At 69.3% G+C, this 12,108-nt stretch carries 9 protein-coding genes; 5 read left to right on the forward strand and 4 right to left on the reverse strand.

Going from position 1 to position 12,108, the window contains the following annotated elements:
* Positions 1-43: 43 nt before the first annotated feature.
* Together AACL56_RS05080 and AACL56_RS05085 are read right to left on the reverse strand one after the other, a co-directional pair.
* Complete coding sequence (locus AACL56_RS05080) at positions 44-967, reverse strand: polysaccharide deacetylase family protein (RefSeq protein WP_339088741.1); 924 nt, start codon at positions 965-967, stop codon at positions 44-46.
* Between the two features lie 10 nt (positions 968-977).
* Complete coding sequence (locus tag AACL56_RS05085) at positions 978-1,406, reverse strand: nuclear transport factor 2 family protein (protein WP_339088742.1); 429 nt, start codon at positions 1,404-1,406, stop codon at positions 978-980.
* 244 nt (positions 1,407-1,650) lie between these two features.
* Here AACL56_RS05085 and AACL56_RS05090 point away from each other — a divergent pair, with 244 nt between their 5' ends.
* Genes AACL56_RS05090 through gshB form a run of 5 tightly spaced genes read left to right on the forward strand, consistent with a single transcriptional unit; the run spans position 1,651 to position 8,541 of the window.
* A complete protein-coding gene (locus AACL56_RS05090) occupies positions 1,651-2,853 on the forward strand; it encodes an ABC transporter substrate-binding protein (RefSeq protein WP_339088743.1) in 1,203 nt (400 codons plus the stop codon).
* 34 nt (positions 2,854-2,887) lie between these two features.
* Positions 2,888-3,763, forward strand: a complete 876-nt coding sequence (locus tag AACL56_RS05095; protein ID WP_339088744.1) for a branched-chain amino acid ABC transporter permease — start codon at positions 2,888-2,890, stop codon at positions 3,761-3,763.
* A complete protein-coding gene (locus tag AACL56_RS05100; protein ID WP_339088745.1) occupies positions 3,760-6,261 on the forward strand; it encodes a branched-chain amino acid ABC transporter ATP-binding protein/permease in 2,502 nt (833 codons plus the stop codon). Before AACL56_RS05095 ends, AACL56_RS05100 begins: the two co-directional genes overlap by 4 nt.
* A gap of 52 nt (positions 6,262-6,313) precedes the next feature.
* On the forward strand, positions 6,314-7,588 hold the full coding sequence (locus AACL56_RS05105; RefSeq protein WP_339088746.1) for a benzoate/H(+) symporter BenE family transporter: 1,275 nt from the start codon (positions 6,314-6,316) through the stop codon (positions 7,586-7,588).
* Positions 7,588-8,541 carry a glutathione synthase gene (gshB, locus tag AACL56_RS05110; protein WP_339088747.1) on the forward strand — a complete coding sequence of 318 codons (954 nt, stop codon included), beginning with the start codon at positions 7,588-7,590 and terminating at the stop codon, positions 8,539-8,541. Before AACL56_RS05105 ends, gshB begins: the two co-directional genes overlap by 1 nt.
* A gap of 1 nt (position 8,542) precedes the next feature.
* Here gshB and AACL56_RS05115 read toward each other — a convergent pair whose 3' ends face one another.
* The gene (locus AACL56_RS05115; protein WP_339088748.1) at positions 8,543-9,811 is read right to left on the reverse strand and encodes a PepSY-associated TM helix domain-containing protein; all 1,269 of its coding nucleotides are present in this window, start codon (positions 9,809-9,811) and stop codon (positions 8,543-8,545) included.
* Positions 9,811-12,033: a TonB-dependent receptor gene (locus AACL56_RS05120; protein ID WP_339088749.1), complete on the reverse strand. Its 2,223-nt coding sequence runs from the start codon at positions 12,031-12,033 to the stop codon at positions 9,811-9,813. The genes AACL56_RS05115 and AACL56_RS05120 overlap by 1 nt, the downstream gene beginning before the upstream one ends.
* Positions 12,034-12,108 lie beyond the last annotated feature (75 nt).

Genomic DNA, 12,108 nt, shown 5'->3' on the forward strand with positions numbered 1-12,108 from the left:
GCAACGCGGCCGATTATCGAACGGGCCCGCCGAACCCGTGATCTCAGCCGAATTCTGCCGGCCGCTGCGTTGCGAGCTTCGTCATGTGCGAGGCGACGGCGCCGGGCGTGGTGAACCAGATGTCGCCGCGGTCGCGCGCATGCGCCAGGTGGGCCAGTGCGGTGCGCAGGTGCCGCAGGCGGTAGGGCTGGCCCACGATGTACGGGTGCAGCGCAAGGCCCATCACCAGCGGCTGTGCGCGCGACTGCCCGAGCATCTCCTCGAAGTTGTCGATCACCATCGCGCTGAAGTCCTTCGCGTCCATCATGCGGCCGACGATCATCGGGATGTCGTTGAGTTCCTGCGGATACGGCACCGACCACAGCGCACCGCCGCCACGCGTGCGCATGCGAACCGGCTGGTCGTCGTGGCACCAGTTGAGCGTGTAGCCGTAGCCTGTCTCGGCCAGCAGGTCGGGCGTGACCGCGCTCTCCGAGATCCACGGCGACAGCCACCCCGCGGGCGCCTGCCCGCTTTCGCGCGCCATGCGCTCGCGGCAGCGCAGCAGCAACGCGCGCTCGTGTTCCTCGTCGAGCACGCCCTGGCGCTCGGCGTTGCTGTGGCCGTGGCCGATCAGTTCGTCGCCGCGCGCCACCAATGCCTGCACCAGCTCGGGGCAGTGGTCGTACAGCGCGGTGTTGATGAGCGCACCGGTCGGCAGCGCGAGCGCGTCGAAGAGTTCGAGGCAGCGCCAGGCACCTACGCGGTTGCCGTACTCGCGCCAGCCGTGGTTCAGCACGTCGGGCTGCGGCGAGGCCGGGCCGATGCACGCGCCCAGCCCGTCGCCGAACGCGAAGTGCTCCACGTTGAAGCCCAGGTACACCGCCAGCCTCGCGCCGTTGGGCCACACGTAGTCGGGCCGCCGCGTGATGGGGCGGTAGTCGAAGCGGTCGTGCGAAGGGAGCCGGTCGGGCCAGCGCGTTGTCATGCCCGCAGCCTCACAGCACGGCGAGACCGGCGCGCACCAGCAGCCATTCCGCGCTGTCGTTCCACACGTCCATCTGCACGATGAGCCCGTGGCGAACCACGTAGCGGTCGACATAGCGGTTGCCTTCGAACGCGGTGCCGTCGGGCCATGCGCCATACAGCGTGCCGAGGCTGTAGACCACGGTGTCCTCGGGCGTGCCGCCGGCCACCGTTTCGGTGCGCTCGATCTTCTTCTTGACCCATGCATAGCGCTTCGCATTGAAGGCCGAGGTGTCGCCCGGCGCGCTCATCGGGCGGTTGCCGGTGAAGCGGATGCGGATGTCGGGCGCGGTGAAGCGCGAGGCCGACTGCGGGTCGGGAATCATCACGAGGCGAAGGAATTCGTCGACCACCGCGGCGGGGTCGAGCGTGTGGGGTGCTGGTGCGGCGGGTGTGGTCATGCGGTTCTCCAGTCGTTGTGAGCCATGGCGGTGCACGGCGGTATGTCGTGGCGGAATCGTGCAATTCCTGTGCCCGATCGTCGACACGCTCGAATATAAATTGTCGACAATTTGAATGATGAATTGTCAACTTGGCATGCCGCTTGCATCCGGGCTGGCCAGTCGCTTCGGCGCATTTCGATGCACCTTGTTGGGTGCCTCATCCCTGTCCATCCCCTGCTTCTCTTCGACCCAGGAGTCCGCCATGTCCCGTTCGCCTCGCTTCAACCGCCGCACGTTGTGCCTTGCAGCCGTTGCCGTTGCCGCTGCCTGCCTTTCCCACGGTGCGGCCTTCGCCGCCGAGCCGATCAGGGTCGGCCTGGTCACGGCGCTGTCGGGCCAGTCGGCACTGGCCGGCGAAGCCATCACGCGCGGCCTTACCGTGGCCATCGACGAGATCAACGCCAAGGGCGGCCTGCTGGGCGGGCGCAAGCTCGAGCTGGTGCGCCGCGACGACGAGGCCAACCCCGCCAAGGGCGTGGTGGCCGCGCGCGAACTGATCTTCAAGGAGAAGGTGGCGGTGCTCTTCGGCGGGCTCGACACGCCGGTGTCGATGGCCATCGTGCCCATCGCCAACCAGGAGAAGACCCCTTTCATGGGCCCCTGGGCGGCGGGCACGCCGATCACGAAGAACGGCGCCAATCCCAACTATGCCTTCCGCGTGTCGGCGGTCGACGAGATCGTCAACGTGGGCATGCTCGACTACGCCCAGAAGACCTTCAAGGCCAGCAGGTTCGGCATGATCCTGGTGAACAACCCGTGGGGCGAATCGAACGAGAAGGGCCTGCATGCGGCGCTCGCCGCCAAGGGCCTGAAGGCCGTGGGCGTGGAGAAGTTCGACGGCAACGACGTCGACGTGGTGCCGCAGCTCACGCGCCTGAAGGCCGCTGGCGCCGACACGCTCTTCATGGTCGGCAACGTCGGTCCTTCGGCGCAGGTGGTGAAGTCGCTCGACCGCATGGGCTGGCAGGTGCCCATCGTGTCCCACTGGGGGCCCGCGGGCGGCCGATTCACCGAGCTGGCCGGCCCCAACGGCAAGAACGTGCACTTCGTGCAGACCTACAGCTTCTTCGGCAAGCAGTCGCCGGTGGGCGAGAAGGTGATCGCCGCGCTCAAGGCCAGGTATCCGGCCATCAAGGGCCCGGACGACATCACGCCCGCGGTGGGCGTGGCCAACGCCTACGACGGCATGCAGCTGGCCGCGCTGGCCATTGCCGCGGCCGGCTCGACCGACGGCGATGCGGTGCGCCAGGGGTTCTACAAGATCGGCAGGTACGAAGGCCTCATCAAGACCTACGACAAGCCTTTCTCGCCCGCGGTGCACGACGCCGTCACCGCCGGCGACTACGTGTGGGCGCAGTTCATCGACAACCGCATCCTGCCCGTGGGCCTGGTCGCGTCGAAGTAAGCACGACAGGGACGAAAGAAAAGGACCGCGCGCAATGCTGCTTTCCGCATGGATCAGCGGGTTGGGGCTGGGGAGCATGTACGGGCTGATCGCCCTGGGCTTCTACGTCACCTTCGCCGTTTCGGGCACTGTCAACTTCGCGCAGGGCAGCGCGATGATGTTGGGCGCGGTCTTCACGTTCTGGTTCGCGCAGACGCTGGGCTGGCCGATGCCGCTGGCCATCGTGCTCGCGCTGGCGCTGTGCGGCGTGTACGGGCTGGCGGTCGAGTTCGCGGCGGTGCGGCCCTTTGCGAGCCGCGGGTCCGAGAGCTGGCTGATGGCCACCGTGGCGCTGGGCATCGTGGTCGACAACCTCGTGATGTTCACCTTCGGCAAGGAACCGCGCAGCCTGCCGTCACCGCTGGCGCTCACGCCGCTGCAGGTCGGCGACGTGAGGCTGGGCGTGTACCCGCTGCAGTTGCTGATCCCCCTGGCCGGCCTCGCGCTGGCCGCGGCGCTGCATGTGGTGGCGCGGCGCACGCGCTGGGGCGTGGGCATGCTGGCCGTGGTGCAGAACCCGGCGGCTGCGCGGCTCATGGGCATCCCGATCCGGCGCGCGGTGGCCGCGGCCTTTGCGCTGTCGGCGGTGTTCGCGGGCGTGGCGGGCGTGCTGATCGCGCCGCTGTTCAACGTGCAGGCCGACATGGGCACGCTCTTCGGCCTGAAGGCCTTCGCGGTCGCGATCCTCGGCGGCATCACCAGCGCCTGGGGCGTAATGGGCGCGGGGCTGCTCTTCGGCCTGGCCGAGGCGCTCGTCACCGCCACGCTGGGTTCGGGCTACACGCAGATCCTGACTTTCGGCCTGGTGATCGTGGTGCTCGCGCTGCGGCCGCAGGGGCTCTTCGGCCGCGCGGCGGTGAAGAAGGTATGAGCGCGGCAGGCCTGCGCTGGCCCGCGCTTCTCGGGCTCGTGGTTGCGATGGTGGTGGGCGTCGCGCTCGCGGCCACGGTCAACGGCTACTACGTCTTCGTGCTTGCCAACGTCGCGCTGTTCGCGATCGTGGGCATCGGCCTCAACGTGCTGCTCGGGCTCACGGGCCAGATGTCGTTCGGGCACGTCGGCTTCTATGCGATCGGCGCCTATGCGGTCGCGATCCTCACGAGCAAGGCGGGCTGGAGCTTCTGGGCCGCATGGCCGGTGGGCGCGCTCGTCGCGGGTGCGATGGGCGCCCTGCTCGCATTGCCCGCGCTGCGCGCGAAGGGGCCGTACCTGGCGATGATCACCATCGCCTTCGGCTTCATCGTGGAGCACGCCATCGTCGAGGCGCGCGACCTCACGGGTGGGCAGAACGGCATCATGGGCATCGCGGGGCCATCGCTGTTCGGGCTGGCGCAGGGCGAGCGCGCGGCGGCCATGCTGGCCGTGCTCACGGCCGGCGTGGCGCTTGCGGCCTTCGCGCTGCTGTCGCGCGGCGGCTGGGGCGCGGCGATGCGCGCGGTGCGCGACAGCGAGACGGCCGCCGAGTCGATCGGGCTCGATCCGCTGCGCATCAAGACGGTCGCCTTTGCGCTGTCGGCGCTGTGCGCGGGCGCAGCGGGCGGGCTGTTCGCGCCGCTGTCCGGCTTTGTCACGCCGCACACCTTCGGCTTCGGCCAGTCGATTCTTTTCGTGCTGGTGGTGATGATCGGCGGCGCGGGTTCGGTCGCGGGGCCGTTGGTCGGCGCGCTCGTGGTGGCGCTGCTGCCCGAGGTGCTCGCGAGTCTCGAGGAGTACCGGCTGCTGTTCTTCGGCGTGCTGTTGCTGGTCGTGCTGTGGGCGGCGCCCGACGGTGCCGCGGGTTTGTGGCGCCGCGCGATGGGGCGCTTCGCCGTGCGGCCGATGGCGCCGCCGCTGCAACGCGACGGCGCGGGCCTGGCACCGCGCAAGGTCGGCGCACCGATCCGCACCGACGGCCTCACGATGCAGTTCGGCGGCGTGCGCGCCGTGAGCGGCCTGGCCTTCGGCACGCACGCGGGCGGCATCACCAGCCTGATCGGGCCGAACGGCGCGGGCAAGACGACCGTTCTCAACATGCTCAGCGGCTTCTACAGGCCCACGGGTGGCGGCTTCCGCCTGGGAGACGAGCCGCTGCAGGGGCTGCGCGCCTTTCGCATCGCGCGCGCCGGGGTGGCGCGCACCTACCAGACCTCGCAACTCTTCGGCAGCCTGAGCGTGGAAGACAACGTGGCGCTCGCGCTGGGGCGCGGCACGCTCGGGCCGTTGCTGGCCGCGCGGCGCTACCGGTCGGGCGAAGCGCGCGCGCAGGCCCGCCGGCTGCTGGCCTTCTGCGGTTATGCGGGCTCACCCGACACGCCGGCCGACGGCCTCGCACACGTCGACCGCCGCCTCGTCGAAATCGCACGCGCGCTGGCCACATCACCGCAGGCGCTGCTGCTCGACGAGCCCGCCGCCGGCCTGTCGCGCGAAGACAAGACGCGGCTCGCGGCGCTGCTGCAGCGCATCGCGGCGGCGGGCATCGGCGTGCTGCTGGTCGAGCACGACATGGAACTGGTGATGGACATCTCCGACCACCTCGTGGTGCTCGATGCGGGACAGCGGCTGGCGGTGGGCGATGTCACCGCGATCCAGGCCGACCCGGCGGTGCGCAAGGCGTACCTGGGCGAAGCGCTGACAGCCGATTCATCCACGAAAGCGCCGCGCTCCCCATTGCCGGCGGATGCACCGGAGGTGCTCGGCATCGGCGCACTGGTTGCGGGCTACGGTGCCGAGCCGGTGCTGCACGGCATCGACCTGCGCGTGCGTCGCGGCGAACTGGTGGCGCTGCTGGGCGCCAACGGCGCGGGCAAGTCGACATTGATGCGCTCGCTGGCCGGACTGCACCGGCCGGTGCGCGGCGGCATCCACCTCGAAGGCACGGAGCTCGCGGGCCTGCCGGCCGAGCGCATCGTGGCGCGCGGGCTGGTGCTGGTGCCCGAGGGGCGGCAGGTGTTCCCCGAGCTCAGCGTGCGCGACAACATCCGCCTGGGCGCCTTCCTGGACGGCCGCGACATCGACGCGCGCACCGAAGCCATGCTCGGGCGCTTCCCGCGCCTGCGCGAGCGGCTGCACCAGCGCGCCGGGTTGCTCTCGGGCGGCGAGCAGCAGATGCTGGCCATCGCGCGCGGGCTGATGTCGCGGCCGCGCGTGCTGCTGCTCGACGAGCCTTCGCTGGGACTGGCACCGAAGATCATCGCGGAGCTGTTCGACGCGCTCGACAGCTTGAGGGCCGAAGGGCTCACGGTGCTGCTGGTCGACCAGATGGCTGCGCTGGCGCTGGCGCTGTGCGACCGGGCCTATGTGATGGAAGGCGGGCGCATCGTGTCACAGGGCAGCGCATCGGAGATCGCCGCGGACGGCGCGCTGGCGAAGGCCTACCTGGGCGCGGCCTGAACCTTCGAGGCGGCTGGATGCGGCCGTGCCGGCCTCCCGGCACAATCGCGCGATGCGTTTTTTCAAGGACCTGAGCCTCTCCGCTTTCACCGCGGGCTTCGTCGCCGTGCTCGTGGGTTTCACGAGTTCGGTGGCCATCGTGTTCCAGGCTGCGCAGGCCTTCGGCGCCACGCCCGAGCTGGCGGCTTCTTGGATGTGGGCGCTGGGCCTCGGGATGGGACTGGCGTCCGCGCTGCCGTCGCTGTGGTGGCGCAAGCCGGTGATGATCGCCTGGAGCACGCCCGGCGCGGCCGTGCTGGCAGTGGCCGGCATGGGCCACAGCATGAACGAGGCGGTGGGCGCGTTCATCGTCTGCGCGGTGCTGGTGGTGCTTGCGGGCGCCACCGGCTGGTTCGAGCGCGTGATGAACCGGATTCCGATGGCCATCGCCTCCGCGCTGCTCGCGGGTGTGCTGGCGCGCTTCGGGCTCGGCGCATTCATCGCCGCGCAGACCGCGCTCCCGCTGGTGCTGCTGATGCTCGGCACTTACCTTGCAACCAAGCGGCTGCTGCCGCGCTACGCCGTACCGCTCACGCTGCTGGTGGCCACCGTCTTCGTGGCGGCGCGCGGCCAGCTGGCCTGGTCGGGCGTGCATTTCTCGCTGACCTGGCCGGTGTTCACGATGCCGGTCTTCACGTGGCAGGCCATCGTCAGCCTGGCGCTGCCGCTGTTCGTTGTGACCATGGCCTCGCAGAACCTGCCGGGCGTGGCCGCCATTCGCGCAGCCGGCTACGGCGACCTGCCGGTCAGCAAGCTCATCACCATCAGCGGGCTGACCACGCTGGTGCTGGCCCCGTTCGGCGCCTTCGCGCTCAACCTGAGCGCCATCACCGCGGCCATCTGCATGGGCCGCGAGGCGCACGAAGACCCGGCGCGGCGCTACACGGCGGCAGTGAGCTGCGGCGCCATCTACGTGGTGATCGGGCTGTTCGGAGCGGCTGTCACGGGCCTGCTCACCGCGTTTCCCAAGGAACTGGTCGCGGCCATCGCCGGGCTGGCGCTGCTGGGCACGATCGGCGGCGGTCTGGCGGCCGCGGTGCGCGACGAGTCGCACCGCGAGGCGGCGCTCATCACCTTCCTGGTGACGCTCTCTGGCGTCACGCTGGCAGGCATCGGCTCGGCTTTCTGGGGTGTGGTGGCCGGCGCGGTGGCGCTGGCGGTGCAGCAACTCGGGCGCCGGGCGCCGGCCGTCGAAAAGGCCCCCGCCGGCAAGGACATCGCCGCTTCCGGCAACATCGCGCCCGATACCCCAGAGGCCGCCGCTCCCGGCGCCGGAAAGAACATCTGATGAAAAACATCCTCTTCGTCGCCGATCCGCTCGACCAGTTCAAGATCTACAAGGACACGACCTTCTCGATGATGCGCGAGGCCCAGCGCCGCGGCCATCGCATCGCGGCCTGCCTGCCCCAGGACATCCAGTGGAAGTCGGGCGGCCAGGTGACGGCGACGGTCCGGCAGATCACGCTCACCGGCGATGCCAGGGACTGGTACACGGTCGACATCACCGAAGCCAAGGCGCTGAAGGACTTCGACGCCGTGCTGATGCGCAAGGACCCGCCCTTCGACGCCGAGTACATCTACGCGACGCACCTGCTGCAGCAGGCCGAGCGCGAGGGCGCGCAGGTGGTCAACTCGCCGCGCGCGCTGCGCGACCACCCCGAGAAGCTCGCGATCATGGAGTTTCCGCAGTTCGTCACGCCCACCCTGGTCACGCGCAGCGCGGGGGCCGTGCGCGACTTCCACGCGGAGCACGGCGACATCATCCTGAAGCCGCTCGACGGCATGGGCGGCATGGGCATCTTCCGGGTGAAGCAGGACGCGCTGAACCTCGGCTCCATCGTCGAGACGCTCAACAAGGACGGCGCCGAGACCATCATGGTGCAGCGCTTCGTGCCGGAGGTGGTGCAGGGCGACAAACGCATCCTGATCATCGCGGGCGAGCCGGCGCCCTTCGTGCTGGCGCGCATTCCGCAGGGCACCGAGGTGCGCGGCAACCTCGCGGCCGGTGGCAAGGGCGTGGCCCAGCCGCTCACGCCGCGCAACCGCGAGATCGCCGAAGCCGTGGGCCGCGCCCTGGCGCCGCGCGGACTGCTGCTGATCGGGCTCGACGTGATCGGCGACGCGGTCACCGAGATCAACGTGACCAGCCCGACCTGCTTCCAGGAAATCACCGAGCAGACCGGCTTCGACGTGCCGAAGATGTTCATCGATGCGCTGGAGGCGCATCTGGCGAAGGCCTGACTCAGGCCTTCGCAGCCGTCGGCGGTGCCATTCGCCGCTGCCGCTGCTGCAGCACGCGCGAGCGCCGCTTGCGCGCCCAGATGACGATGCCGGTGACCGACAGCATCGCCACCAGCAGGCCCATCACCGACATCAGGATGCGTCCCGGCAGTCCGAGGATGCGCCCGCCATGCAGCGGCAGTTGCAGCTGCGCGAACACGTCGGCCGCGGTGCCGTGCCATGGCCGGTTGCTGCTGATGACGTGGCCGTCGCGCCCGTCGATGTAGAGGTTCGAAAGACCCATGCCGTCGCTGTCGTCGTGCGTGGCGTGGTCGAAGAACGAGACGTTGTAGAAGCCGCCGCGCGCGTTGTAGAACACGCCGCCCAGCGGCGTGGTCCAGCCGCGGCGCCGCGCTTGCGCATCGGCCTGCGCCACCACCTCGCGGAACCCGATGGTCGGCTCGATGCGCGTGCCCAGCGGCGCGAGCGGCACCAGCGCCGAAGGACCGGGCGTGGTCTTCGAGACCAGCGACAGCACCGGATAGAAAACCTCCTTGTAGAGGTTCAGCGAGAACGAGGTGAAGGCGATCACGACGATCAGCAGCCAGATCCACAGCCCGACCCCGCGGTGCAGATCGAAGTTGAGCTTGTAGCCGCCGGCGGCCCAGCGCACGGTCCAGGCCGGCTTCCAGCGTTGCCACCAGGCGGCAGGCGGGCGGTGTTCCGGCTGCACCGACCGGCGCAACCGTCTCGGCATGGTCAGGTAGAGCGCCACGAAGCTGTCGAGCAGCCACACCAGCGCCACCGTGCCCATGATCCACCAGCCGATGCGGTCGCTGCCCCACATTGCCGGCACGTGCAGCATGTAGTGCAGCTTGCGCAGGAAGGGCATCAGGGTCTCGGGCCTGAGCGACACGGCGCTCGCGTCGCGCTGCCCGCGCACCTCGGCCGTCACCGGGTCGACGAAGACCTGGTTGTAGCCGAGCCTGTAGGGCTTGCCGGTGGCCGGGTCGGTGCGCGGTTGCACGAAGTACCCGGCTGCGTGGCCCTCCTCGAAGCCGAGCGGAAGGTAGGCAACCCGCGCGCGCGGGTCGTGCCGTTCGACGGCGGCGGCCAGTTCGAAGGGGTCCTTGAACGGGCCGCGCGCCGTGGTGTCGTAGAGCTTGCGGTTGAGCCAGCCGTCGATCTCGTGGTCCCACGAGATGACGGCGCCGGTCAGCCCCGAGACGATCAGAAACAACGCGACCGCGAGTCCCGCCCAGCGGTGGACTGCGGTCGCGAAGGCGCGCATCAGAAGTCGATCGTGCCGCTCACCGCGAAGGTGCGCGGTGCACCCAGCACGAGGTAGTTGGAGCCTTGCGTGCCGCCCACCGAGGCCCAGTACGACTTGTTGAACAGGTTGTCGATGCGCGCGCGCAGCGTCAGCGTGCGGCTGTTGCCCAGGTCGACCAGGTAGCGCGCGCCGATGTCCACGCGCGTCCACGACGGCACCGACTGCGTGTTGGTGGCGTTGGCATACTGCTTCGAGGTGTAGAGCACGCGCGCATTCAGCGAGAGGTTGCGCAGGCCGGGCACGTCCCATTCGGCGCCCAGGTTGGCCTGCTGCTTGGCCACACCGATGGCGGTGAGGCCGTCGGTGGCGCCGCCTTGCGTCTGCTTCTGCTTGGCGTCGAGCAGCGTCAGGCCGCCCAGCAGGCGCAGGCCCTTGGTGGGCTGGCCGAACACCGAGAACTCCAGGCCCTGGTTGCGCTGCTTGCCGTACAGGCCGTAGGTCTGGCCCGAGTAGGCGTAGGTGGGCTGGTCGGTGGTGAAGAAAGCAGCGCTCGCGCCGAGCGTGCCGCCGTCGTACTTGACGCCGACTTCCTTCTGCTTGGCCTGGTACGGCGCGAAGATTTCGCCGCTGTTGGTGACCGGGCGGTTGTTCACAGTGCCAGGCGCCACATTGCCCTTGACCAGGCCTTCGATGTAGTTGGCGTACGCCGACACCGTGGGCGTGATCTTGAACACGATGCCGGCCACCGGCGTGGTCTTGCTCTTGTCGTAGGTGCTGGTCTGCCTGAGCGTGGTGTATGCGAAGCTGGTCTGCTCGATGGTCTGGCGGCGCACGCCCAGCGTGACGAGCAGGCGGTCGTCCATGAAGGCCATGGTGTCGGCGACGGCCACGCTCGAGGTGTCGATCTTGTCGGTCAGGCGCGGGTCTGCGAGCGTGTTTCCGACAGAACCGCCGGTGCCGTTGGCCACCGGGTACGGCGAGGGATACGGCGTGTAGATGTTGTTGCGCACGCTGCCGGCCGAGATGGCGTAGGCGTTGTCGCGGTCGTTGCTGTACTTGGCCGCCGAGGCCACCACCGTGTGCTTGACGGGACCGGTGGTGAAGTTGCCGCGCACGCCGATCTCGGCGGTACCGATGCGGTCCTTGCGGGTGTTGCTGAAGCGCGTGTTGCTGGTGTCGCCGAAGACGTTGGTCAGCGTCGGGTTCGACAGCACGTTGTCTTCTTCGCTGCGGCGCACGCCGCCGGCGGCCCAGGCCGTGATGTTGTCGGTGATGTCGACTTCGCCGCGGAAGGTGGCGAACTTGTCCTTTTCCTTGGAGTAGGACCAGGGCTGGGCGAAGTTGGTGCGGGCGTCGGGCGCGCGCGGGATCGGCAGCGTGGAAGAGGGCGTGAGGCTCGGGCGGCCGTCCTTCAGGTCGAAGTCCTGGTAGCCGAAGTCGGCCGACAGGCGCACGTTGCGGTTGTGCCAGTCGAGGCCGATGCCGAAGGCGCTGACCTGCTGGCTCTCGTTCCTGATGCCGGTGCCGCCATCGCGGCGCACCGCATTCACGCGCACGCCCAGGCTGTCGTCGGGACCGAAGCGGCGAGCCAGGTCTAGGTTGACGTAGCCCTGGCCACCGGTCTGCACGCCGAAGCCGACGCGGGTGAGGGGTTCGTTGGGCGCGCGCTTGGGCAGCAGGTTGATGGCGCCGCCGATGCCGGAGCCGCCGGGGGCCGCACCGTTCAGGAAGGTGTTGGCGCCGCGGAAGACCTCGACGCGCTCGAAGAATTCGGAGGTGATGTACTGGCGCGGCAGCATGCCGTACAGGCCGTTGTAGGAGACGTCGTCCGAGTACACGGGGAAGCCGCGCACCACGTAGAGCTCCTGGAAGTTGCCGAAGCCGCGGGCCTGGCGCACCGACGGGTCGTTCAGCAGCACGTCGGCCACGCTCTTGGCCTGCTGGTCCTGGATGAGTTCGTTCGTGTAGTTGGTGCTCGAGAACGGCGTGCTCATCATGTCCTGGTTGCCCAGGATGCCGACTCTGCCGCCACGTGCCACCTGGCCGCCGGCATAGGGCTTGGTCAGGCCCTCGGCCGAGGCGTCGGCGCTGGCCTCGACGGTGACGGTGGACAGCGTGCCGCTCGCGGACGCTTCGGCAGCCGGCTCGGTCGCGGCGGTCTGGGCCAGGGCTGCGACGGCGTGGAACGCGAGCAGCGATGCAGCCACGGTCGGCCGGAGATAGAAGGAAGGAGCAGGCATGGGCAATCGGAAAAGTGCAAATGAGAACCGTTATTGTTCATCTGCTTTCCGCGTTCCACCGATACTTTCTTGCGT

The sequence above is a fragment of the Variovorax paradoxus genome (assembly GCF_902712855.1).
GTDB lineage: Bacteria > Pseudomonadota > Gammaproteobacteria > Burkholderiales > Burkholderiaceae_C > Variovorax > Variovorax paradoxus_Q.